This window comes from Neoluteolibacter marinus (assembly GCF_014904755.1).
Taxonomy (GTDB): domain Bacteria; phylum Verrucomicrobiota; class Verrucomicrobiia; order Verrucomicrobiales; family Akkermansiaceae; genus Haloferula; species Haloferula marina.
Genome location: NZ_JACZFQ010000086.1, coordinates 1 through 23,842, shown reverse-complemented (window position 1 = coordinate 23,842; position 23,842 = coordinate 1). Strand labels below are relative to the sequence as shown.

18 protein-coding genes are annotated in these 23,842 nt (G+C 62.7%); 4 read left to right on the top strand and 14 right to left on the bottom strand.

Going from position 1 to position 23,842, the window contains the following annotated elements:
• Positions 1–66: 66 nt before the first annotated feature.
• The 4 genes from IG178_RS16310 to IG178_RS16295 all read right to left on the bottom strand — a co-directional run bounded on the left by IG178_RS16310 (position 67) and on the right by IG178_RS16295 (position 5,150).
• Positions 67–1,650, bottom strand: a complete 1,584-nt coding sequence (locus IG178_RS16310; RefSeq protein ID WP_193213637.1) for a bifunctional AfsR/SARP family transcriptional regulator/alpha/beta hydrolase — start codon at positions 1,648–1,650, stop codon at positions 67–69.
• A 240-nt stretch (positions 1,651–1,890) separates the two neighbouring features.
• A complete protein-coding gene (locus tag IG178_RS16305) occupies positions 1,891–3,336 on the bottom strand; it encodes a LamG-like jellyroll fold domain-containing protein (RefSeq protein ID WP_193213636.1) in 1,446 nt (481 codons plus the stop codon).
• Positions 3,337–3,620: 284 nt separating this feature from the next.
• Positions 3,621–4,589 (bottom strand): transposase, encoded by a 969-nt coding sequence (locus IG178_RS16300; RefSeq protein ID WP_193213635.1) that lies wholly within the window; start codon positions 4,587–4,589, stop codon positions 3,621–3,623.
• 264 nt (positions 4,590–4,853) lie between these two features.
• Complete coding sequence (locus IG178_RS16295; protein WP_193213634.1) at positions 4,854–5,150, bottom strand: hypothetical protein; 297 nt, start codon at positions 5,148–5,150, stop codon at positions 4,854–4,856.
• 313 nt (positions 5,151–5,463) lie between these two features.
• On the opposite strand from IG178_RS16295, the gene IG178_RS26375 reads away from it, so the two are divergent.
• Positions 5,464–5,562: an integrase core domain-containing protein gene (locus tag IG178_RS26375; protein WP_193213669.1), complete on the top strand. Its 99-nt coding sequence runs from the start codon at positions 5,464–5,466 to the stop codon at positions 5,560–5,562.
• An 87-nt stretch (positions 5,563–5,649) separates the two neighbouring features.
• Here IG178_RS26375 and IG178_RS16285 read toward each other — a convergent pair whose 3' ends face one another.
• From IG178_RS16285 to IG178_RS16245, 9 genes are all read right to left on the bottom strand, one after another.
• The gene (locus IG178_RS16285; protein ID WP_193213633.1) at positions 5,650–6,165 is read right to left on the bottom strand and encodes a hypothetical protein; all 516 of its coding nucleotides are present in this window, start codon (positions 6,163–6,165) and stop codon (positions 5,650–5,652) included.
• Positions 6,165–6,497, bottom strand: a complete 333-nt coding sequence (locus IG178_RS26230; protein ID WP_193213632.1) for an STAS-like domain-containing protein — start codon at positions 6,495–6,497, stop codon at positions 6,165–6,167. Before IG178_RS26230 ends, IG178_RS16285 begins: the two co-directional genes overlap by 1 nt.
• Positions 6,498–7,400, bottom strand: coding sequence for an ATP-binding protein (locus IG178_RS16275; protein ID WP_193213631.1), 903 nt, complete (start codon positions 7,398–7,400; stop codon positions 6,498–6,500).
• Between the two features lie 625 nt (positions 7,401–8,025).
• Entirely contained in the window at positions 8,026–11,313 is a 3,288-nt protein-coding gene (locus tag IG178_RS16270; RefSeq protein ID WP_193213630.1) for a ribonucleoside-diphosphate reductase subunit alpha, read from the bottom strand.
• 138 nt (positions 11,314–11,451) lie between these two features.
• The gene (locus IG178_RS16265) at positions 11,452–11,835 is read right to left on the bottom strand and encodes a four helix bundle protein (RefSeq protein ID WP_193213629.1); all 384 of its coding nucleotides are present in this window, start codon (positions 11,833–11,835) and stop codon (positions 11,452–11,454) included.
• Positions 11,836–11,891: 56 nt separating this feature from the next.
• Entirely contained in the window at positions 11,892–12,980 is a 1,089-nt protein-coding gene (locus IG178_RS16260) for a ribonucleotide-diphosphate reductase subunit beta (protein WP_193213628.1), read from the bottom strand.
• A gap of 632 nt (positions 12,981–13,612) precedes the next feature.
• Positions 13,613–14,428, bottom strand: a complete 816-nt coding sequence (locus tag IG178_RS16255) for a PEP-CTERM sorting domain-containing protein (protein WP_193213627.1) — start codon at positions 14,426–14,428, stop codon at positions 13,613–13,615.
• 253 nt (positions 14,429–14,681) lie between these two features.
• Positions 14,682–17,780 (bottom strand): DUF5060 domain-containing protein, encoded by a 3,099-nt coding sequence (locus IG178_RS16250; protein WP_193213626.1) that lies wholly within the window; start codon positions 17,778–17,780, stop codon positions 14,682–14,684.
• Positions 17,781–17,929: 149 nt separating this feature from the next.
• Positions 17,930–18,571, bottom strand: coding sequence for a DNA-3-methyladenine glycosylase family protein (locus IG178_RS16245; protein WP_226895508.1), 642 nt, complete (start codon positions 18,569–18,571; stop codon positions 17,930–17,932).
• A 122-nt stretch (positions 18,572–18,693) separates the two neighbouring features.
• On the opposite strand from IG178_RS16245, the gene IG178_RS16240 reads away from it, so the two are divergent.
• Positions 18,694–19,584 carry a hypothetical protein gene (locus IG178_RS16240; protein ID WP_193213624.1) on the top strand — a complete coding sequence of 297 codons (891 nt, stop codon included), beginning with the start codon at positions 18,694–18,696 and terminating at the stop codon, positions 19,582–19,584.
• Between the two features lie 18 nt (positions 19,585–19,602).
• On the opposite strand, the gene IG178_RS16235 is transcribed toward IG178_RS16240, so the two are convergent.
• On the bottom strand, positions 19,603–19,929 hold the full coding sequence (locus tag IG178_RS16235; protein WP_193213623.1) for an RNA recognition motif domain-containing protein: 327 nt from the start codon (positions 19,927–19,929) through the stop codon (positions 19,603–19,605).
• 111 nt (positions 19,930–20,040) lie between these two features.
• Here IG178_RS16235 and IG178_RS16230 point away from each other — a divergent pair, with 111 nt between their 5' ends.
• Both IG178_RS16230 and IG178_RS16225 read left to right on the top strand, forming a co-directional pair.
• Entirely contained in the window at positions 20,041–21,105 is a 1,065-nt protein-coding gene (locus IG178_RS16230; protein ID WP_193213622.1) for an SAM-dependent methyltransferase, read from the top strand.
• A gap of 133 nt (positions 21,106–21,238) precedes the next feature.
• On the top strand, positions 21,239–23,842 hold a 2,604-nt coding region (locus IG178_RS16225; protein ID WP_193213621.1), incomplete at its 3' end, for a glutaminase family protein.

Sequence of the window (23,842 nt, the reverse complement as noted above, 5' to 3'; positions counted from 1 at the left end):
CCCTCCCGACCGTGGTAGCGAGCGTGGTAAAAACCGTGGAATCGCTCCGCCGGCGCGAGAATCCCGTCATCGCCGGGCGACGAACTCGCGCACCGCCTCGACAAAGACCTGCGACGCGGGCTCGCGCCCGAGCAGGAGGTGGCCGTCGGTTTCCAAGGCGAGGAACTCCGCGCCGGGGATCGAGGCCGCCAGCTCGTGGCCGACCTCGACCGGAATGCGGCGATCCCCCAGCGAGTGGATCACCAGGGTCCGCGCTTTCACTTCCGCGAGCCGATGGCGCACGTCGATATCGCCGAAGGCGGAGAGGAAGCGCACGGCGTTGTCCGGCGAGGTCGTCCGGCGCTGGAACTCGTTGAACCATGACAGCTCCTCTGCCGTCGCCGAAGGCATGAAGGTCGAGGAAAAGATCTGCCGGTAGGCTGGGTTGTCCTGCCCCCAGCCGGTCCTCGTGAGCGTCATCACCGCCTCGCGCTCGCGGGTCGTCTCCTCGCTGGCCCCAATGCGCCAGCCCGCGGGATAGCCGCCGAAGAGGATCAGGTGGGACACCCGCCCGGGATGCCTCGCCGCGTACTCGATCGACACCGCGGCCCCTTGGGAAATGCCCAGCAGGGCGAACTTCTCCAGCCCGCTGGCGTCCACCACCGCCTCCAGATCGGTGACGAAAGCATCCAACGAAAGGTCCGCCGCCTTCCAGTCGGAGAGGCCATTGCCCCGCTCGTCGTAGCGGACGAAGTGATGGTCCCGCGCCAGTTCGCGGAACAGCGGGCTCCAGATCGGCGCGTCCCAGTCGAGCTCGAGATGGCTCAGCCAGTTGGCCGCCTTGACGATGGGGGGCCCCTCGCCGATCGAGGCGAAGGCGAGGCGCACGCCGTCTTCCACGGTGCAAAACTGGATCCGCTGGCGCTGCTGGAGCTGGAGGGGCGAGTCCGGGCTTGGGGCGGGCCAGGGTGAAGCAGGATCGGTCGGGTCCGGCACGTTCCACGGCATTCCCGCCTGGTGGAACCGCTCCGCGCATTGCCGCACGGCCGCGTCGCGCTCCTCCTCCTGGCCCAGCTTGGCGAGCTGCGTGACCCAGTGGCTGGCCGCGTCGGTGGAAAACGGCTCGGTCTCCAACCACTGCCGGGTCCACGGCAGCGCTTCATGCGGCGGCAGGCCGGGGTGGCAGGACAGCCTCGAGAGAACCTTGGCTCGCAGGCGCTGGAGCTCGAGACGCTCGGCGACCAGCCATCGCTGGAAAATTTCGTGATCCTCGAGATCGATCCCGGCCAGAAGCGGTTCGGCCAGGCGCCGGCTGGCGGCCGCGAGTTCATCGACCGCCATGCCGTCGACCTCGACCGCCTCGCGCAAGCTCGCCAGGTCGATTTCCACCTCGCGGGTCTCGAGCGTCACCCGCTCCCGGTCCGCCACCAGACGCTTGCGCCCGGGCTCGTCCACCAGCGGCCGGATCTTGCTCAGCGCCCACCGCAGCGCGCCGCGCGGATCATCGGGCATCTCCCAAAAGATCTCGCAAAGCCGGTCGCGGCGATGCGGCCGCGCCGCCAGCGCCAGGAAAGCCAGCAATGCCCGGGTTTTTTTCGACGACGGCAGCGGCCGAACCTGTCCGCCATGGTTCACCCGCAGTTCTCCCAATACCTCTATCGAAACCGGCATCCGTCTGTTGGAGTGTTCAGCGTCACCCTTCCCCGGCAATTGTGGCGAAATGCGATCACTGGCTGATAGAACGCACATAAGAGGACAGGCATTTCCTCTTTTTCCATCCATGTGACTGAAGAGACAGGCAACTCATCCCTTCCGGATACGCGTCCGCAAGGGATTCGCCCCTCTCCTTTCCAATACGGCATTTCGAAATCCCGGGGATTTTCGCAGCAACTCCGCGCCTGCGGAATCCTGTCATTCCGCGGTGGTCAACAGCCGGAAGAAAAAGGAGGCGAGATCCGCCTCATGGGTCAACCGGATCGTACCGCCGGTTCCCACCCAGGGTTGGATCGTCTCCCAGGTGTCCGCGCTTTCGGATCCTTGCAATTCGTAGATGCTTCCCGCTGCCGAATCCCATTCCAGGATCATCTCGATCACCTCTTCGCTCGCGCCACCCTCCCGGAGCCGGGCCTTCCATTGCTCGTCGACTTCTTCCGGCGACAGCTGGCGATCGAACACGGCCACTTCATCCGTCGTCCCGACAAAGGACTGGCCGGCATCGAAGCCGTAGCCCGGAGCCACCAGATTGTCGAAGTCCTGTCCAAGCGCAAACACTCCGTTCGACTCGAGCGCAACGCCGTCGGAGACCGTGGACGAGGCGGCCGGACTCCCGTCCAGATAGAGCTCGAGAGTTCCGCCATCCTTGGTCCATGTGATCGCGAGCTGGTGAGGATCGCCATCCATCACCTCCAATGACGGGAAATCGAGGCGGGTCGCATTCAGGTAAACGACGAGATTTCCTCCATCGGTGAACAGACTGAACTCGTTGGGACTCGTTCCGGCTCCGTATCCGAACAAGCAGGCGTTGCCGCTGTTCGTTCCTTCGACCAGAAGGGAGATGCTGACGGAATCGGTGGGCATGGGGAAGGCATCGACCAGCATGCCGGACCGGGTGCTCGCGAACGGCGATCCAAGGGCCGCGTCGACGGAGTTCTCGCGCAGACCCGGGACATCCAGCAGCGCATGGGGACCATAGGTTCCATTCGCCGAAGGTCCGAGCGAGCCGAGGTTTCCAGCGATGCTCCCGGACGCTTCATTGAGCCGCCAGTAGGCGAGCGGCCCGTCATCGATGATTGCCCTGGAGTAGGCGGCCGAACCCCCGTTCCGGATTCTCAGGACCGGAGCATCCAGCAGGGGCGCGGTGGAAATCGCACCGACGGCGTCGATGTCGGCCCCGACCGTCTCGCCGCTTTGGTTTCCTTCGTCGGGGTCGTCCGTCAAACGGACGAAGCGGAACTGGTCGCCGGTGCCGAAGCCGTACTGGTCGATGTCAACGGACGAGGTGGAGCCGAACACCTTGCCGACGCTCGTCCACAGGATTCCATCCGTGCTGATTTCGACGAAGGTGTCCTCGATGTCGGGGCCGATCTCGAAGATGTGGAGGTCGGGATCGCTGTTCCCGCTCCCGGTGAGAAGGTTGTTGGTGAACTGGAGGGTGATGCTCCCGCCGCGACCGAGCGAGTAGCTACCCGTCGGGGACACGTAGTCCGGCGGCCCGGTCGTCCGGCTGGAGTCCACGTAGTTGGCCGCCGTCGCGGATGGACTCCCCGGGTCGTTGACATACGCCAGGTCCGCAAAGCTCAGCACGCCCTGGGGAAATTCGACGCCACCGATCATCTCGGAGAACGCGAGTGGGGCCATGGAAAGCCATCCGGCAAGGACAAGGCGAGGGACATTCATCGGCACGTTGGGAAGAGGAGTTTCGATCCGGGTATCCCGATCTTCGATGGGATGAGATCCAATGAGGGGTCGCGACCGGTTGGCGAAACTTACCGTTTCACGCGATCCATGACAATTCATGACCGGCCGGAAGGGCAATCGCTGCCACTTCTATCCGCTCATCGACCTGCGGGTAACAATGCGTCAGGCATCAATGGCGTGATAAAGGACAAGTCTATCCTGACACGCGCCATCCTCCCGCAGAGCTACAGGAAGACCTCTTGCCGGAGGTTGCGGAGATTGTGGAGCCGCTCGCCTTTCGAGGCGGGCCGCTCCAGTCCGCGCAGGGGCCTTGCACCGGTTTTCCGTCGGGGACCGAAGTGGTCGCGGGATGACTGGAAGATCGATTCCACGAACTCGCGGCTGCCGATCGCCCCGCCGTCGGTGAAGTAGCGAACCTTGCAGCGGTAGTAGTCGGATTCGGACAGCCGCCCGCCTTTCTCTAACACCTCAAGCGCCTTCCTTCTGGAGACCCGCCTCCGGTAGGTGGCGGCCTTGTCCTGCTTCGCGGCCTCCTCGAGCTGGCGGGCTTCGTTCTCCGGCACGCCGAACAGATGGCAGCGCCATCTCCGCAGTGCTTCGGCGGGCTTGGGGATCCGCTCGGCCGGCAGCATCCCGCCGTGGGGATCGACCGCCGCCAGCCAGGCAATCGCCTGCCGCGCCTGCTTCCCGCCTGCCACCGCTTCGGCGTAGCCGCACCAGCGGTAGTCCTTCGGATCATCGCAAATCTTCGCCCGCACCGGATTGAGGTCGATGTAGGCGGCCATCGCTCGCAGGGCATTGCCGCGGCCCTCGATGAGCACGGAACGGTAGCGGTCCTCCCACAAGGTTCCGCGGCGTGCGTGCTTGCTGTTGAACCATTGGGAAAAGCGCTGCTTGAGCACCTTCATGTAGGTGCTGACGTCCCACATCCGCGAGAACCAGCGTTCCCGCAGCGCCTCCGCCTCGTCCTGTGCTCCCATCGAGCGGAGGTGGCCAAGTTCCCACTCCAGCTTCCCGCCGATCTTGTCCCCGAGGCAGGACCGCACCTTGGCCACCAAGGCGGTGTCGTCCGGCAATTCGCTATCCGCCGGTCGCTGCGGGACTTCCACCAGGATGTGGAAGTGGTTCGACATCATGCAGTAGGCCAGCACCCGCAGCCCGTAGAGCCGCTCGTAGGTGCGCATGAACTCCACGAGTTTGTCCTTTTGATGACGGCCCCCGCCGTCACCCTTCGGGGCGTCCTTCGGACGCTCTATCTCGCTCCGCTCGGTTCCTCCTCCCCGAGCACGAACCTGCGGTCCACCACCCGCGACACGCAGTGGTAGTAGGCGACGGGATGGGAGGCAGGAGCCTTCAGGCGGGGCCGGCGCATGGGAAGAGGATGGCGGGATCAGGGGCGGAGGGCGAGATTTTTCTCATAAAGGGACAGGCATTTTATCTGGAGGAGGATGGCGGGATCAGGGGCAGACGGCGAGGTTTTTCTCATAAAGGGACAGGCATTTTCTCGCACGGGCATTTTCTCGCACGTCCTTCGCACCCATCGCGCGGAGGTGGCCAAGTTCCCACTCCAGCTTTCCGCCGATCTTGTCCCCGAGGCAGGACCGCACCTTGGCCACCAAGGCGGTGTCGTCCGGCAGTTCGCTATCCGCCGGTCGCTGCGGGACTTCCACCAGGATGTGGAAGTGGTTCGACATCATGCAGTAGGCCAGCACCCGAAGCCCGTAGAGCCGCTCGTAGGTGCGCATGAACTCCACCAGTTTGTCCTTTTGATGACGGCCCCCGCCGTCACCCTTCGGGGAGTCCTTCGGACGCTCTATCTCGCTCCGCTCGGTTCTTCCTCCCCCAGCACGAACCTGCGGTCCACCACCCGCGACACGCAGTGGTAGTAGGCGACGGGATGGGAGGCAGGAGCCTTCAGGCGGGGCCGGCGCATGGGAGGAGGATGGCGGGATCAGGGGAAAACGGCGAGGTTTTTCTCATAAAGGGACAGGCATTTTATCGGCTTTGCGTAACCACCAGAGGTATCATACCTCTCACAAATCTGATTCCCTTGGCACAACGGGGTAGCTGCGGCGCTTACACTACAACCATGCCCGGCCGCACCAGGCCCTCGGCTACCAGACACCGAACCAACGAAACCAAGAGCTATGCAAATCCGCAGCCTGAATAAGAACAAAGGCTGTCCAACTTCCGGGGGGAGCACTACACCATCGCGCGGAGGTGGCCAAGTTCCCACTCCAGCTTCCCGAGACTTTATATCTTCGTCTCCAGCAGCTTTGATCTAATCTCACCTATCCGTTTTGCTATCTTTATGTATTTCTCAGGCCGAAAATCGATATTATCAGACTCAAAATCACCACCTGTGGCCGCATCCACGAGATCAACCATCAATAATTGAAATTCCGACGACTTTCTCTTTTGATATTTTGAGCTAAAGCATCTTATATCTCGATCCACCGCTTGCAATGCACCTTTGATCTTTTGAGCGAGAATCTGATTCCTTCTATATGAGCTCTGATCCGAAGAATCAAAAGACCAATATTCAAGTAGATCACTAGCCAAAATCTTCAAATCTTCACAGATTCGATCTGCAAATGCGGCAGCATTTGCTCTTCGAATAAAAAAGCGATTAACCCCGAAGGCACCAAGGATAACGGCAAGAAGGGCGGGCGACACATGATAGAGCCACTTTCCAATCCTTCCCGAAAGGGCAAGTGAATCTTCACTCTCGGCTACCGTGCCCAAAAAGACGAAAAGAAGATAAATCATTAAACATCTCCGTTTTTCGAAGCGTCCGAAATGTACTTCGTGATGAGCATTTCGTAGATCTTAAAATCTTCGTCGTGACAAACAATTTTGAGTTTTTCCCGTAGGTCGGAAATCTTGAAACCCTCCTTTCGGATCAGCCCACCAAAAGCCTCTTCCAAGAATGAGGATCCATACCCTTCTACGTCATCGATCACTACCTCAACCCTTTCGGCCTCTCGGAGGGCTGGAACCAAGAATCGCTTCCGAAAATTCTCTCCACAGCTCTCGCCATCGGAAGGATACCTACCAATCGGAGTCGGAGAAAAATCCCCCCCTATGCAAATTCTTTTCATTCAGAGAGTTACGGACCATTCAATAAGCGTCCCTCCGATCGAGGTTCGGAAGTCTTCCGGCCGAAAGGAACTGCTTTTCACCTGGTTGTCAACCACTTCGAACACCTCCTCGTATACTCCTTTGATGCTGTAGATTCGAATGCGCCCACGTGAGTGGGCTCGGGCAAATCGGACAAGGTTCTGCAGTCCATGACCACGCTCAGCTTTCTTCGTCGAGGTGCGACCCAGCTCCATTGCAGCTTCAATTTTTTGCGAATCTCCCCATCCGAAGAAAAATGTTCGGATTTTCTCGAACAAATCATGTGCTGGCAGAGTTCGAGGGATTCCGACACCTTTATCATAAAAAGTAACTTTTAGCTCTTTATTCTCCCGATTGAATGAAGCCGAAACCCACCAATACTTTCGCCTATCATCATTTACCTCGTTATAAGCATGGTGACAAACGTTGGTTATCGCCTCAGAAAGACCCTCAAAAAGCTCTGGGCGCTTAATCCGAATTCCCACTATTTCTTCGATGCGCTTTCGGAGCTCTACAGCAATCGAGCCGGGATCAGCTTCACCAACCTGCCCTCGCGAGAACTTTAGGTATTCGATTTTACTTGTTGGGAGTTCAACCTTTGGTTGCGGAAGACCCAGAAGATCGAAAAACCCCATTTGATAGAAAAGCACCAAAATACGTTCGTCCCAACTCGGAAGGTCCGCCTTCAGCTTCCCTTTAACTCGAATATTCCATTGGTCTACAGTTGACGCCAAAACAAGCGCAGCCGAAGTCGACATCTTCTTCAGGCGGCTGAAATCAATCGTCCGAATTCTTACTCCATTCTCAACCGCTCGTCGGAGTATCCTGAGATTGCTCGCTGTTTCATCGTAGTCCGCCTCGAAATTCAAGTGTGCAGGCAGCACCACAGAAATAGAATTATCGCTCGGACGATATACTGCCGAGCGCCTATTATTCCGATCAAACCCTAATAGGTGGGATTTTCTGTGCAGCCGCCTCTGCCAGGCGCCTCTTCTTCTTTGCCTGTGCTGTAAGAGTCGAACTCGTCTTTTGAGATGCCAACGGCGCTTTGCTTCGCGTCGGCGGGTGTTGCCCGACTGCTTCATTTCGATGCGGCAGCTGAAGAAAAATCCCTAAACTTGGCAACTTCCGATGCTGGGCTCTTTGGGCCCGCCACTGAGACTCTGATGCACTACCAATACTCTGAATAAGTTTCGCCCAATACAAGCGTCCTTCTTTTATTCGGTCGGATGCACTTGGAACAAAGCACCCGTTAAGCGATTCCTTCCGCTCTTCTGGCAAGTGCCTAAGCACCCCTCGTCGACTTCGTCATTCACTATCTAGACTAATTCGCGAAGCTACGAACCCGACATGGTTTAGCAACTGTCAATCCAGCTGAGGATTTTTTGCGTCACTCGGCGATCTCTCGAGTTTAATTAATTCCGTCTGGTAGATAGGCTCTGGGGATCTGGATTTCCTGGGAGAAAGTGAAAACGACGGCCCGTGGGGGGCCGCCGCATCAAGATTTAATCACTGACAAGCTTCACACGTCCCACCGTTCAGCATCGCGTCAATCGAGCACGCGTTCTTCTCCGCCTCAGAGTATTCCCGCTTCGCTCCGGCCATGCCGCCGCGGACTTCCTTCTTCACCGAGATCGTCGCCTTCTCGATGTTACTAGCCTGCAGTGTGCGCAGGTAGTAGGTCGTCTTGAGGCCCTTGTCCCAGGCGCGGCGATACATGTGCGACAGGGTCTTCATGTCCGGCTGGGCGAGGAAGAGGTTCACGCTTTGGCTCTGGTCGATCCACTTCTGGCGCCGGGCGGCGGCGTCGACGATGAACTCGTAGCCGACGCCGAAGACGGTCTTGTGCTTCTGCTTGATCGCCTCGGGGATGTCGTCGATGGCGTCGAGCTCGCCGTCGAAGTACTTGAGCTGGTCGAGCATCTCCTGGTTCCACAGGCCTTCCTTCTTGAGGTCATTGACGAGGGTGCCGTTGAGGACGATGAAGTCGCCGCTCAGGTTGCTCTTCACATACAGGTTCTTGTAGTTCGGCTCGATGCACGGGGTGGTGCCCATGATGTTCGAGATCGTGGCGGTGGGGGCGATGGCGAGCACGTTGGAGTTGCGCATGCCGTGCTTGGCGATCTTCTCGCGCACCACGCTCCAGTCCATCTTGCCGCCGCGCGGGACGTCGAGCTTCTTGCCGCGCTCGTCCTCGAGCAGGTCGAGGGTGTCCTGCGGGAGCAGGCCGCGGTCCCACTTGGAGCCCTTGTAGGAGGAGTAGGTGCCGCGCTCGGCCGCGAGATCGCTGGAGGCATTGTAGGCGTAGTAGGCGATGGCCTCCATGAACTCGTCGTTGAACTCGACGGCGGCGTCGCTGGCGAAGGACAGGCCGCGCTTGTAGAGGGCGTGCTGCAGGCCCATGACGCCCATGCCGATCGGCCGGTGGCGCGAGTTGGCGGTGGCGGCGGCCTGGGTGGGGTAGAAGTTGATGTCGATGACGTTGTCGAGCGCGCGGATGGCGACGGTGATCGTCTCCTTGAGCATCTCGTGGTCGAGGGCGCCGTCGTGGGTGACGTGGGTGTCGAGCACGACCGAGCCGAGGTTGCAGACCGCGGTCTCCTCGTCGGAGGTGTTGAGGGTGATCTCGGTGCAGAGGTTCGACGAGTGGATGACGCCGGCGTGGTCCTGCGGCGAGCGGACGTTGCAGGGATCCTTGAAGGTGATCCAGGGGTGGCCGGTCTCGAAGAGCATCTTGAGCATGCCCTTCCAGAGGTCGATGGCGGGCATCTGGCGGGACCAGATCTTGCCCTCGGCGGCCATGGCCTCGTACTCGGTGTAGCGCTGCTCGAAGGCCTTGCCGTAGAGGTCGTGGAGGTCGGGCACCTCGTTGGCGCGGAAGAGGGTCCAGACGCCGCGGTCTTCCATGCGCTTCATGAACAGGTCGGGGATCCAGTTGGCCGTGTTCATGTCGTGGCAGCGGCGGCGGTCGTCGCCGGTGTTCTTGCGCAGCTCGAGGAAGTCCTCGATGTCATTGTGCCAGGTCTCGAGGTAGGCGCAGCCGGAGCCGCGGCGCTTGCCGCCCTGGTTGACGGCGACGAGCTGGTCGTTGTGGAGCTTGAGGAAGGGGATGATGCCCTGCGACTCGCCATTGGTGCCCTGGATGTAGCCGCCGGTGCCGCGGACGGAGGTCCAGGAGCCGCCGAGGCCGCCGGCCCACTTGCTGAGGAAGGCGTTTTCGGCGATGCCGCGGATCATGATGCTCTCGATGGAGTCGTCGACCTTGTAGAGGTAGCAGGAGGAGAGCTGGCTGTGGAGGGTGCCGGAGTTGAAGAGCGTCGGCGTGGACGAGCAGAAGCGGCGGCCCTTGTAGAGGTTGTAGAGGCGGATGACCCAGCCCTCGGCATCGGACTGCTCCTTCTTGAAGAGGCCCATGGCGACGCGCATCCAGAAGAACTGGGGCGTCTCGAGGCGGCGCGGGCGGGCGCCGGTCTTGTCGACGATGAGGTAGCGGTCGTAGAGGGTCTGGATGCCGAGGTAGTCGAAGTCGAGGTCAGCGGTGGGGTCGAAGGCCTCGGCGAGGCGGTCGAGGTCGTAGGTCTCGAGCAGCTCGGGGTGGAGCCGCTTGATGGCGACGCCGTGCTTGAGGTACTGCTTGAAGGCGGCCTGGTGGGCGGCCTTGAGCTTCTCGATGCCGTCCTTCTGGATGCTCCAGCCGAGGACTTCCTCGTAGATGTAGGAGAGCAGGATGCGGCCGGCGAACTTGGCGAAGTCGGCGTCCTTTTCGATCAGCGACTTGGCATTGAGGATGATGGTGTTCTTGAGGTCCTTTTCCTTGATCTCGGCGCCGATGGAGCGGCGCAGCTCGCGTTCGATCTCGGCCTCGCCGAGGCAGAGGTCGAGGCCGATGGAGGCGAAGGCGATGCGCTTCTTGAGCTCGATGCCGTCCCAGAGCTTGGTCTCGCCGTCGTCGGTGATGACGGTGATGAAGAGGTCCTGGGCGGACTCGTCGGGGGTGAGTTCCTCGTTGATGCGGAGGCGCGAGCGCTCGTCGCGGTAGCGGATGTAGTGGGCGGCGGCCTTGAAGTGGCCCTGGCGCATGAGTTCCTCCTGGACCATGTCCTGGACGTCCTCGATGTGGACGAAGGACTGGTCGCCGCGGCGGACCAGCTCGGTGACGGCGTGGGCGACCTCGGCGGCGGGCTCGGGGTTCTCGTGGATGGTGAGGAAGGCCTTGCGGACGGCGATCTCGATCTTGGTCTCGCTCCACGGCACGACGTTGCCATTGCGGCGGATCAGGCGGACCGGCAGGGCGTGGGGCTGGGTGCCGACGGCGATCGAGCCGCCCTGCTCCATCGAGCGGCGGAAGGCGAGGGACTTGGCGACGTCGTAGGCGTCGTTCTCGAGCAGGGCCTTTTCGATGAGCAGGTAGAGGTCGGCCTCGGACAGGCGCAGGCGGCCGCCCTCGTCGAGCGACTTGGTCAGCGAGTTGGCGACGGCGTGGGCGACGTCGGAGACGAACTTGCGGTTTTCCTCGGTGAAGATGGCGTCTTCCTTCTCCTTGCGGGCGATGAGGAGGTCGGTGAGCGAGTGGCCGATGGCGTCGGCGACGTCATCGAGGGAAAAGTGGGATTCCTGGTTGCCGCGGAGCACGACGATGTCGGCGATCGGCTGGCGGCGCTCCGATGGCAGCACCCCGCGCCAGTCGAAACTTCGGCCCCGGTCCCCGGTGGTCGGCTCGCCCGCGGCCTGGGCGAAGCGGTCGGTGATGACTTGCTTGAGGAGGAGGTCTTCGTCGAGGGTCAGGTTGGAGTACATGGTGTGCGTGGGGTGGGGCGTTTTTTCGGAGGCGGGGACTGGTCGGAGGCGGAAAATTGCGCCGGAGGCGCGGTGGCGAGTGGAAAGTAAAAAGTAGAAAGTGGTGGGTTGGGCGGAGAGTGAGAAGCGGGGGGGCGGTCAGGGGTGGTCCTTGAGGCGGCGCTTGAGGGACTTGATCAGGCCGCCGAGCATGCGGGAGATCTCGCGGGTCTCGGTGATCATTTCGCGGGAGCCCTGCACCGGTGGCGCGCCAAGTCGTTGGCGGAGGCGTTCGGCGACGTAGAGCTGGGTGCGGAGTTCGCCGCAGGAGCCTTTGCTGTAACGGAGGAAATTGATGAACTCGGCGGTATTCTCGCGCTCGGATCCTTCGGCGATGTTGGACGGAATGGAAAGTGATGAGCGCTCCATCTGGCCGCGGAGCGCGAAGTCCTTGGAGTCCGCAAGGGCGACATGCACCTCGACCGCGAGCTGGCAGCCGCGCTTCCAGACATCCAGGTCTTCGAAACTCTCGATCTCGCTCATCAGGAACGCTTTTTACTTTCTACTTTTCACTCGCCACTCCCCGGCTCCGCCGGGGCTTACAGGTCGTCGTCGTCGACGTCGCCGAGGGCGGAGGCTTTCTGGTATTCGGTGACGCGTCCTTCGAAGAAGTTCTGCTCCTTCTTGATGTCCATCATCTCGGCCAGCCAGGGGAAGGGGTTGGAGACGTCCTCGCGGAGCGGCTTGAGGCCGCAGGACTCGAGGCGGCGGTTGGCGATGTAGTCGATGTAGATCTCGAATTCCTCGGCGTTGAGGCCGATGCCGGCGACCGGCAGGCAGTCGCGGATGAACTCCTTCTCGAGGCGGATGCCCTCGGCCATGGTCTGGCGGAGGTCCTCGCGGAACTCGTCGGTCCAGATGTCGGGGTTCTCGTCGATGAGGTCCATGAGCAGGTTGCGGAAGACCTCGATGTGGTTGGACTCGTCGCGCAGGGTGTAGCGGAACATCTGGCCGATGCCCGGGAACTTGTTCTGCCGGTAGAGCGAGAGGATCATGCCGAACAGGCCGTAGAACTGGGTGCCCTCCATGACCTGGCCGAACATGAAGATGTTCTTGGCGAGGGCCTGCTTGTTCTCGGTGACGGTGAGGTCGATGTCGCGGCGCAGGGCCTTGCTGTTGGAGGTGACGAAGTGATTCTTGGCGGTGATGGTCGGGACGTCCTCGAACATCGCCTCGCACTCGTGCGGGTTGAGGCCGATCGAGCTCAACATGTAGACCAGCGAGTCGGCGTGGATGTTTTCCTCGTGGGCGTGGCGGCCAAGCACGAGCTTGAGCTCGGGGGCGGTGACGACCTCGCGGACGACGTGGAGGATGTTGTCCCCGACGATGCCCTCGGCGGCGGAGAAGTAGCCGATGCCCATCTTGATGATCCAGCGCTCGACGTCGGAGATCTCATCGGAGCGCCACTGCTCGACGTCCTTCTGCATCGGGATGTCCTCGGGCTCCCAATGGTTGTTCTTCATCGTCTTGTACAGGTCGTACGCCCACTGGTACTTCAGCGGGAGGATGTTGAAGAACATGGTGTCCTTGCCGTTGATGACCCGTTTGGCGTTGAAGGCCTGTTCGGCCTTTTCTTTGTCGAGGATGAAGGTGCGGGGACCGACGGTGATCGTGGTGGTGGCGGACATGGACAGGGAGGCGACTTCGGGTGAATTCTTGCTGTTTGAAAGGCTGCTGGAGGCAGCCTGGCGCCGCGGGCGCAGCGTCAGGGAGGCTGCCGGAATCCAAAGCAGGGCTCAAGCCGATTCTGCTCATATAGTATCCACAAATTATTCACACTACTACATGTGGTGGTATTGAAATTCGTGCGCAAACTTGACAATCCTCAACGCTGTCGTAAGGGCTTGAAAGATGTGGGGATTCGGCGACGTGCCCGAATCCGGGGGTGGCGCGTCTAGGGGCGCGAAAAACTACGCAGCGATTTTGCCGCTCTCGGGGCTCACCAAAGTTTTAAAATGTTAGATCCGGGAAGGCGCCCGAATCGCGGGCGCGGGCCGATCCGGGGGACCGCGATGCCCGTCCCTGGCAGGCGAAAGCCCGTGGAACGGGCGATCTGGCGATCGAAAAAAGTCCGCATCTTCAAACGATCCGAGCGCGCGTGGGCGGGATGGAATGCACAGCTGGATCCTCTCGAGGGGACTCCCCTCCCGTCCCGGGTCCATCGATTGCCCCTCCGGCCGGCCGGCCTCCGCGCCCCCATGAAACGAAACAGCCCCCGGAGTGAACTCCGGAGGCTGCTCGAAAAAGAAGTGGCGAACGGTTAGCGGCGGCGGCGAAGAGCCAGGCTGAGCATTCCAAGCGCGCCGAGGAACATCGACGAAGGCTCGGGGACGACGGAGACCAACTGGATGCCATTCAGCGCACCATAACGGGATCCACCACCCGAACCATTGTCTGCGAAGTCATCGACGGGATTAGGGGAAGCTCCACCGGGAACGACATTGGCAAAATCGAAGCTGATAACGCCGCCCAGAGAACCGCCCCCGTCCACCGCGACCACTGTGAATTTCACATACTCACCTTGATTTAACAGTGAAGTGCTTTCCTCAAAGAGGCCATTCCCCCCGACAACTCCATCCCATCCCGTCTGCTTGGATGTTCCGTTGACCGTAAAAAGGCTATTCTGCCCTCGGTTGGTACCGCCCGACGGAGCCATGTACTGCCCTTGACCGAACAAGTAGAGGTCGTAAGTGCCACCTACCACGAGTCCCGAAAACTGACCAGTGACGCTGACTGGCGAGGTCGATGAGCCGGAATCGATTCGCAAATAGTCCCGCATCAGCCCGATGCCAGCCGCGAGATCGCCATTTCCGCTCGTCTGATTCTCATTGGCTACCCCTGAAATACTGAACTCGATCCCGGTGGAATTGCCCGCGGAATCGTTCAAGTCCAAAGAACTCGCTGTGCCGGCCACCGAGGCCATGTAGTTCCACATGGCAGACGAATTCTCTGGATCAGGCGCGGCCGCGAGACCGGTGAAACTCTCGGATGTTCCGAAGTCAATGTTCACCACTGTCGCCGAAGCGACGCTGCTCAATGCGGCAGCAAGAGATAGAAGAGGGAGGGGTAACTTCATAAAACTTCGGCGCAAGGGATCGGCGGTTAATTACCGGTTCAAAAATATAATGGCAAGGTGCAAATCCCGTCGCCCGGCTCGCCGGGCAGGTCCCGCGGACCCTTTCCGAAGCCGAAGGGTCGTCCTGAACCGTCTTGATCCATCAAGCTCCAAGGCGGCCGGACCCGGTCCAGACCCGGCCTATGCCCTCCCCCATGCCCTTGGAGGCCCCCGGGATCGAGATGCCCCCTGCTCCCGGAGTTCGCCGGTCCAGTCAGGGGGTCTGCCACCGGTAGAACGCAGCGCCCTCCGGCGGATCGTCGTCGATGAACTGGACCTCACCGGTCTCGCCCCCACCCAGGGTGCCGATCAATGTCCAGTCGACCAGATTGACCGAGCGCTCGACCTGGTACTGGAAACCCGCCACGCCCGCGAAGCTGATTCGCATCGTGCCGTCCGGCAGCCTGGTTACCGAGGGCACCTGACCGCCGAGGCCATCGGACTCCAATACGTTGATTCTCAACAAGGCACTGACAAAACCACCCCGTCCATCTTGCACTGTCAGGTCGAAGGAGTCGCTGCCAAGGAAATCGATCGACGGGGTGTAAACCAAGAACCCGGGCTCGAAGGTAACATAGCCACCGGCCGTGGTTCCACCTTCCCCGCTGGCCAGCGACAGGGGGTCGCCGTCCAGGTCCGAGGCTTCGGCAAGAATCTGGGACACCGGCACGCGTGCCGTGGTGTTCACCGGGGTCGCCAGCAGGAAGCCGGAAAACTCGGGATCGTTGTTGCCGGCATGGCTGATCACCAGCGACGGACGCCCGGCCCCGGTGGAGTTTTCTTTCGAGGCGAAGGCGACCTCCGCTGCGCCGGGATCGGCCTCGAGGATGAAACCGTAGCTGCCCGGAGCGGTGACATGGCCGGAAAGATCGAAGGAAATCACGGACCCGGCTTGGACCTCGCCCGAAAAAACCGCGACTTGGGCCCCTTTGGACGGGGCGTTGGTGCCATCAAGGGTGGTCTCCGTCCACGGCGTCGCGGCCGCCTCGTAGAGCCGCAAGGCCACGGTGCCGGAGTCCACGGATGCCCCTTCGGTGAGAAACAGTTCCGCCCCGGTGACCGGAGCCCCGGGATCCGGGACGTCGAACTTCAGGTAGGCGGTTTTCTCCCCGCCGCCGACTTTGAGCAAGGTGCCGTTGTCGTTGGCACCCGCATCGAGGAACGCGTCGTGCAGCGGAAGATACCCGACGAACTGGTCCGGCTCCGGCAGCCGGATGTTCACCACCACGTCGTCCGCGGCGCTGAGATCACTGTCATTTGCAGCCAAGCGGAGAACGTATTCCCCGTCCGCGGTGAACGTGGCGGTGGTGACAGACGCCGCGGTGCTGGAAAAGCTCACTTCCGCCGGACCGCTGACCTGGGACCAACTACGGGTGAGCGCGAACTCTTCGGGCAAGCCGTCGTCGGCCACCGAGCCGTTGAGGTCCACGGCGACGCTGGAATCGATCAGGAACGCCGACTTGTCGGGACCGGCGTCGACCACCGGCGGGCTGTTGGTTGCACTGCCACCGCTGGTCGACTCGACCAGCACGATCCAGTCATCGGTCTCGCTGTCCGGAGGGTCGCCGAGGGGGACGACCGCGCCCCCGGTCAGCATCGGCCCGGTGACCGGAGTGGCTCCGGTGCGGGGATTGAACCACAGCGAGGTGAAGGTCCCGCTGGCCGCGGTGAGGTCCAGGGTATGGTTGCCGCCGTCGTGGAGCTGGATCAGGTAGGTGTCGCCAATTTTCGCCAGGCAGCGGTTGGAGTCCGCGTCTTCGTCCGACCCGTCGCCGCTGACCAAGTCCTGCTGGTATTTCATCAGCTGGAAGGGGAAATCGTGGTCCTCGAAGAACTCGAGGGCGTATCGACAGAAGTCCCAGAACCGGTCACGGCTGCGGAAGTCGTTGCAGGTCAGGTCGGAATTCGGAAAGTTGTAGCCGAAGTAGAATTCGCAGCCGGCGCCTCCGGCCATGATGTTGCCCCAGATCGCATTCTTGCGGGCATCGATGTGGCTGTTCGCCGGCTCGTCGTCCGGCTGCAAGCTGGTCGATGAATTGCCCGGCTCATCCGCCGCCACCACCCAGGGCTTGTTGTATTCCGTCGAGCGTTTCACGTAGCGCAACGTGAAGCGGAAGGTGTCGGAAAAGTCCGGCTGGTTGAACTGCAGCGACATCCCGGTAAGGTCGAAGTCCTCGCCCATCAGGTCGAAGTGGCTGTCGCCGTTGTGGATCACGATCGGATGTTGGTACGGGTCGTGGTCGTGGAAGTAGCGGGCCCACGCCGCCTTCTGCGAGGTCGTGGCGTCGTTGATCTCCTCGCCGAGGTTCCAGTTCAGCGCGAGGTTGTGGCTGAAGCGGGCGATCAGCTCGCGGTAGTAGAGCTTGCGCTCCCTGCCGAGGTTGCCGTTGTCGAGCAGCCGCTCGTTCTCGGTCTCCTGGGTCTTGAAATGAAGATGCATCCCCATCCGGGTGCCGTGCTCGAAGACGATCTCCCACTGGTCCAGCCGCGACACGTCCATCCGCTCCACATCGGAGTTGCTGACGTAGGGGAAGACATTCTCGTCGTCCCCGTCGATGTTCATGGTCAAGAACGAGAAGGCGTTGAGGCCTTCCGAGGCGAGATAGTTGACCGCTCCGATCAGGCCCTTGCCCTTGTCCCCCTGCCACACCGGGTCGCCCTCGTGCCAGTCCTGCACGTGGGGCGCCCAGTCCTTGATCCGGTCGTCCTCGACGCCGTCGGTTTTGAAATCACCGTCGAAATCCTGGTAGGCCAGCAGGTTCTCGGGCGAGTCCGTCCCCATCTTCATGAAGTACCCGCCGCTGCCGGCGAAGCGGAGGTGATGCTTGCCGACATACTCGAGGCGGCCCTTGCCGCGGAAATCGCGCCCGGTCTTGTCGGTCGGTTCGACGTCGATGCTCCCGCCTTCGCCGTCGAAGTAGCCGGCGCTGGAACCGGCCGCCGGGTCGTCGTCGGTCGCCACGTCGGGACCCGTCCGGAACGATGCGGTGAAGATCCAGGTGCCGATCTCATCCGGGGCAAAATGAACCCGCCAGACGTCCCCGGCCGTGGCCGAGGTGTTCGCCGCATCGCCGTCCGCGGCGAAATAGCCCGGGACCAGGTAGGTCTTGCCCGATGCCGGATGGGTGAAAGTCACATCGAGGCGGTAGTCCGTGAACGGATTCACGGCGGCGTCTTCGGAAGTCGGCGGGCCGGTAAAATCAATCGTCACCTTGTGCCAGCGCTTCAGCTCGCCGGTCACCGGGCCCACGACCCCCGCCGCTGGCAACAACCCGGCGAGGATACAGATGATCAATGAGGCTAAAGTTTTCATGGCGACCTTTCGTTACTACGGGGCTGCTCGGACCATGCCGGATCGGCGGGAATTGTCCCCGAAACCCCTGAATTCAAGGGGTTTTCCGTCTTGGCCCGGTTGAGGGCGCGCCACCCCTCGGGGCAAACTGCAACGGCGTCAAATCCGGATCAGGAGTTTTGCACCTCCGGCGAGCGATTCAGATCGGTCGCCCGCCACAGGTACCAGGCCGCAACCGAGCGGTGCGGGCGGAACTTTTCCCCGGCCTCCTGGAGCTGCTTCGGCGTCGGCATGCCCTCCAAGTCGTAGAGGATGCGCCAGCCGGCGCGGACGCCGAAATCATCGACCGGCCAGACATCAGGGCGGCCGAGGGTGAAAATCAGCAGCATCTCGACGGTCCACTTGCCGACCCCGCGGACCTGCACCAGCCGCTCGATGATCTCGGCGTCCGGCATCGTCGCGATCGCCCGCGGCCCCGGCACCACGCCGGCCAAGGTTTTATCCGCCAGATCACGGATTGCGGCGGTCTTCGCCCGCGAGAAACCGGCCCCGCGCAGTTGCTCGTCGGTCACACCGGCGAGCGCCTTCGGCCCTGGCATGCGGCCGCCGAACAGCTGCCGGTAGCGGCCGAGGATGGTCGCCGCCGCCTTGCCGTGGAGCTGCTGGTGCGCCACCGCGCTGACCAGCGACTGGAACGGGGAGCGTTTCGGATCGCTCTCCAGCGTGCACGGGCCGACCCTCTGGATCAGCGCCTTCATCGCCGGGCAGGATTTCCGCAAACCGGCGATGGCCCGGGTGTGATCGGTCGGCATGGCAGCGAGCATGGAATCCCGCGGCGGCGCGTCAACCCCCGGACAAGCATCGCCGTTCCTGATCATCTTGCTTCCAATATCATCTTTCCAGATTGAAAAGTTCCGATCTAGATGCGGGGAACATGAACAAACTGACATTGGCAACCTGGCTCGGGGTCGGATTCCTGCTCACCTCCTGTGGCGAAAAGAAGGAGCCGGCGGCGGCGCAAGCTCCCGCGGAGGAAGGCTATGTTTTGGCCGACAACGAAGCCGTGCCTGCCCCGGGCGTGATCGCCCGGATCGAGTCCACGATGACCCTCGACGAGGGTTCCATGACCGTTTCCGCCGGTGGCCAGGAGATGGCCGGCACGATGACCCGCCGCGACAGCGAGGTGAAAACCCTGGAGGGCCTCCCCGGCAACAAGGCCCGCTACCTGCTAGTCGAAGCCGAGGCCACCGGCTCGATGGTTCTCAACGGCAACGAGCGGCCGGTTCCCGGCGAGCCCAAACCCCTGCTGGGACTGCCGGTGATGATCGAACAGAAGGACGGCACCTGGACCGCCACCCTGGAATCGGGGACCGCCACCCCGGAGCAGGAGGAGGAACTGGCGAAGATCGCCAAGCGGAATGGCTCCCGCGAAAGCCTCACCATGTACGGCACCGATCCCCGCAAGCCCGGGGACCGCTGGCAGGTGAATCCCGCCGATCTCAGCTCCTTCGGCTCCATCGAGGCGATGGAAGGGACCATGGAGCTCGAATTTGTCGAGGTCACCGATTTCCAGGGCACGCCCTGCGCCGTGATCAAGTCGACCTTCGAAGTCACCGGCAACACCCCCTCCGACGGCACCGGAAACTCCATGAAGGTCACCTTCAAGGGCGACTCGCTGATTCACCGCTCGCTCGCCGATCTCGAGGACATCGACGCCAAGGTCAACGGCACCATGACCATCCACGGCACGGTCGGTCCCCAGGCCGAGATGCACGTGGAGGGACCGATGACGATCCTCGAGACGATCACCCTCACCAAACCGTGACCGCGGGGCGCGGGGGCGTCAGTCCGGACGCTCCCGGCGTTCCTTGAACGGGTTCTTGCCGTAGCTCTTGCCCTTCTTCTTTTTCGGCGACTCCTTGAGCAGCGACGACGAGGCCGCCTTCTTCACCCGCAGCTTCCGGGTGCCGAGCTGGTAGCCGTCCAGCGCCTCGATCGCCTGGGTCGCTTGTTCGAGCGACGGCATGTCGGCGAAGCCGAAGCCCTTCGACGTGTCCGCCACCTTGTCGCGGACCAGGTCGAAGGAGCGGACCTTGCCGTGTTTTTTCAACAACCGCAGGACCTCGTCCTCGGTGATGCTGCGGTCGATGTTGCGAACCAGGATGATCATGAGATGGGCGGACGATAATCGCCGCCGGCGGCGGAGAACGAGAACGGATTTCGCCGCCGCCCCGCCGGATTGTCCTTTTCTCGCCGCCGCCTTGCCCGCAAGGACAGCGCCATGACGACGCCGCCGAATCCCGCCAGCTGGCTCCTCCGGATCCCGGAGGTTTTCGAAGACCGGACACGGGAAATCCTCGACGGCCTCGGCGCGTCGCCGCTCAAGAAGCTCGGCACCGACTACCACCTGGTGCGCCTCGACGACCCCGCGGTGCTGCGCGACTCCCGTTGGGCGCCCTTTGTCAGCTGGAACCTCCCCGTCCATCACGCCTGGCCGTGCTGCCCGCAGAAGATGGACGGCTTCGTCGAAAAGGCGGCGCAGGCGATCTTCCGCAAATTCGGTGAAAGCCATCCCCAAACCTTGCTCGCCGGTCCGCTGCAACCCGGCGCGCCGCATCCCTATTACAAGCACCTCGCCACCAACCTGCGCGGCCGGACGCTGCAGCTCTTCCCGCCGCTGCCCGCCGCCGCGGACGTCGAGGCGCAGGATCCCTCGGTCCCCAGCCTGTTCTGCCTGGTGGGCAAGGAGGGCCTCTACTGCGGCCTGCAGAGCCCTCGCGACTCGAACGGCTTCTATCCCGGCGGCACCAAGTTCATCCGCCAGGCCGATTCGATCAGCCGCGCCGGCGCGAAGGTCGTCGAAGCCCTGCACTACCTGAAACTCCTGCGCCCCGCGGTGCCGGACGGTGCCCGCTGGCTGGAACTCGGTGCGAGCCCGGGTGGCATGACCTCCGAGCTGCTCGCCCGCGGCTTCCAGGTCACCGCCGTCGACAAGGCCAAGCTCGACGACCGGCTGGCGAAGGCACCCGGCCTCCGCTTCGTCCGCGCCGACGTCGAGACCTACCGGCCGGCGGAAGGCGAACGATTCGACGCCCTGCTCAGCGACATGAACGGCGACGCCCGCTCGACCCTGCGCCAGGTCGTTCGGCTTGCCGCCCATCTGAACCCCGGCGGCCTCGTCATCTTCACCCTGAAAGGCGCCGGTGCCGACAGCCCGGACGAGCTGACCACCCTCACCCGCGCCGCCGTCGCCTATGCCACCGCGTCGGGGCTGGCCCACCTCGCCACCACCCACCTGACCTACAACCGGCACGAGTTCACCCTCTTCTTCGAAAAGCCGGACTGAGCGCTGTCGCCCATTGGGTTTGACATGAAAAACGCGTTTTAGACGCTGCGTCTCCCGCATCGGCGGGAGTTTTCACGGAGACAATCCCGGGGATCGGGTCCACACTCATCCTCCCCTCCATCCACGCAACGTCATGAGAATCCACTCGTTCCGCATTTCCAGGTCCGCGCTGCTCGCGGCGGGGACCCTCGGCCTGGCCCAGGCGCAACTCCGCCCCTCCCCTCCCGGCGACAACACCTTGATCCCGCCGTCCACCCCGCTGGTCGCCTGCGATCCCTACTTCAGCATCTGGTCGCCCGCCGACACGCTGACCGCCACGGAAACCACCCACTGGACCGGCCGCCGGCACCAGGTCACCAGCGTGGTGAAGGTCGACGGCCAGGCCTTCCGCGTGATGGGCGCGACCCCGGTCGCCACGCCGCCGATGGCACAAACGGGCCTCACCGTGCTGCCGACCACCACCACCTACAGTTTCGAAGGCGGCGGCATCGCGCTCGATCTGAACTTCATCACCCCCGCCCTGCCGGAAGACATCGACCTGCTGTCCCGCCCGGTCACTTATCTCGCCTATGATTTCAAGGCGACGGACGGCAAGGAACACGAGGTGGCCGTCTATTTCGGCGCTTCCGGCGAGCTCACGGTCAACAACACCGACCAGGAGATCGAGTGGAACGACGCCAGCGGCGGCGGCCTCGCCGCGGTCCGCATGGGCAGCGTGGAGCAACCGATCCTGATGAAGAAGGGTGACGACCACCGCATCGACTGGGGCTACCTCTACCTCGCCGCGCCGGAGGAAAACACCGCCGCCCGCGCCTTCGCCCGGCCGAACGAGCTGGCCGTCGCTTTCGCCGGCAAAGGCCTGGCCGACCAGCAGGGCGCTTCCGGCACCGCCAAGCACGCCGACAGCATAGGAGCCGGCCTGGAGCTGAAGCCGCTGAAAGTCGGCGCCGAGACCGTTTCGACCTGGGCGATGATCGCCTACGACGACCTGTTCGGCATCCAGTTCAACCGCAAGAACCTGCGGCCCTTCTGGCGCCGCGACGGCTGGGAGGCGAAGGACCTGCTCGAGGACAGCGCCAAGCAATTCCCCACCCTGCGCCAGCGCTGCGAGGCCTTCGACGCCGAGGTGATGGCGGACATGGCCAAGCTCGGCGGCGAGAAATACGCCAAGCTCGCCGCGCTCTGCTACCGCCAGGCGCTCGCGGCGGGCAAGTTCGTCGCGGATGACAACGGCCAGCCGCTGCAGTTTTCCAAGGAGAACCACTCGAACGGCTGCATCGCCACCTCGGATGTGTTTTACCCGATGGCCCCGCAGTTTCTGCTCTTCAGCCCGAGCCTCGCGAAGTCCTTCATCGCGCCCTTCATGGAGTATGCGAAAAGCGAGCGCTGGAAGTTTCCCTTCGCTCCCCACGACCTCGGCACCTACCCGCAGGCCAACGGCCAGGTCTACGGCGGCGGCGAGAAGACCGAGGAGAACCAGATGCCGGTCGAGGAAAGCGGCAACATGCTCATCCTGATGGCCGCCGTCGCGCAGATGGAGGGCAATGCCGACTTCGCCGGCCGCTACTGGGACCGCCTGGTGCAGTGGGCGAACTACCTGAAGGAAGAAGGCTTCGACCCCGACAACCAGCTCTGCACCGACGACTTCTCCGGCCACCTGGCGCACAACGTGAACCTCTCCGCCAAGGCGATCTGCGGCCTCGGTGCCTTCGCCAAGCTCTGCGAACTGCGCGGCGACCAGGAGATGGCCGCCGAGTATGGCAAGATCGCCAAGGACTACGCCCAGCGCTGGGTGGAGGAAGGCAAGGACGGCGACCACTACAAGCTCGCTTTCGACCGCCCGGGCACCTGGAGCCAGAAGTACAACCTGGTCTGGGACAAGATCCTCGGCCTGGAGCTCTTCCCCGATGAGGTCCGACGCACCGAAATGGACTTCTACAAAGCCAAGCAGAACCGCTATGGCCTGCCGCTCGACAACCGCGCGACCTACACCAAGCTCGACTGGGTCGTCTGGACCGCCACCCTCACCGGGGACAAGGCCGACTTCCAGGCGCTGGTCGATCCGGTCTTCAAGTTCGTCAACGAAGGCCCGGCCCGCGCCCCGCTGACCGACTGGTACGATACCATCACCGGTCGCAAGCAGAACTTCACCGCCCGCCCGGTGGTCGGCGGCGTCTTCATCCCCGCCCTCTACGACAAGGAGATGTGGGCCAAGTATGCCGCCCGCGACGTGTCCAAGTCCAAGGGCTGGGCGCCGATGCCGGAGTATATTGCCCCGATCCTCACCTCCATCGTCCCGAACGCCATGGAGAAGGGCGACGTGATCTGGCAATACACCACCGACCGGCCGGAGGGCGATTGGTTCGCCGCGGACTACGATGCCTCCCGTTGGAAGTCCGGCGCCGCCGGCTTCGGCGGCGGCGGCCCACCGAACACGAAGATCCGCACCCCGTGGACCAGCGCCGACATCTGGCTGCGCCGGGAAGTCACCCTGCCGGCAAGCATTCCGGACAGCGCGGCCCTTTCCGCCCACTTCGATGAAGACGTGGAAATCTACATCAACGGCGTCCGCGCCGGCTCGGCCGGTGGCTTCGTGACCGATCACACCTTGATCCCGCTGTCCGATGCCGGGAAGGCCGCGCTCAAGCCCGGCAAGAACCTGATCGCCGTGCACTGCCACCAGACCAGCGGCGGCCAGTACATCGACGTCGGCATCGTCGACGTCCAGCCGGGCAAG

Excerpts from the sequence above, each read along its gene's own strand:
- IG178_RS16310 (WP_193213637.1), bottom strand. The coding sequence starts at position 1,650 with ATGCCGGTTTCGATAGAGGTATTGGGAGAACTGCGGGTGAACCATGGC.
- IG178_RS16305 (WP_193213636.1), bottom strand. The coding sequence starts at position 3,336 with ATGGCCCCACTCGCGTTCTCCGAGATGATCGGTGGCGTCGAATTTCCC.
- IG178_RS16285 (WP_193213633.1), bottom strand. The coding sequence starts at position 6,165 with ATGATTTATCTTCTTTTCGTCTTTTTGGGCACGGTAGCCGAGAGTGAA.
- IG178_RS26230 (WP_193213632.1), bottom strand. The coding sequence starts at position 6,497 with ATGAAAAGAATTTGCATAGGGGGGGATTTTTCTCCGACTCCGATTGGT.
- IG178_RS16270 (WP_193213630.1), bottom strand. The coding sequence starts at position 11,313 with ATGTACTCCAACCTGACCCTCGACGAAGACCTCCTCCTCAAGCAAGTC.
- IG178_RS16265 (WP_193213629.1), bottom strand. The coding sequence starts at position 11,835 with ATGAGCGAGATCGAGAGTTTCGAAGACCTGGATGTCTGGAAGCGCGGC.
- IG178_RS16260 (WP_193213628.1), bottom strand. The coding sequence starts at position 12,980 with ATGTCCGCCACCACCACGATCACCGTCGGTCCCCGCACCTTCATCCTC.
- IG178_RS16255 (WP_193213627.1), bottom strand. The coding sequence starts at position 14,428 with ATGAAGTTACCCCTCCCTCTTCTATCTCTTGCTGCCGCATTGAGCAGC.
- IG178_RS16250 (WP_193213626.1), bottom strand. The coding sequence starts at position 17,780 with ATGAAAACTTTAGCCTCATTGATCATCTGTATCCTCGCCGGGTTGTTG.
- IG178_RS16245 (WP_226895508.1), bottom strand. The coding sequence starts at position 18,571 with ATGCCGACCGATCACACCCGGGCCATCGCCGGTTTGCGGAAATCCTGC.
- IG178_RS16240 (WP_193213624.1), top strand. The coding sequence starts at position 18,694 with ATGAACAAACTGACATTGGCAACCTGGCTCGGGGTCGGATTCCTGCTC.
- IG178_RS16235 (WP_193213623.1), bottom strand. The coding sequence starts at position 19,929 with ATGATCATCCTGGTTCGCAACATCGACCGCAGCATCACCGAGGACGAG.
- IG178_RS16230 (WP_193213622.1), top strand. The coding sequence starts at position 20,041 with ATGACGACGCCGCCGAATCCCGCCAGCTGGCTCCTCCGGATCCCGGAG.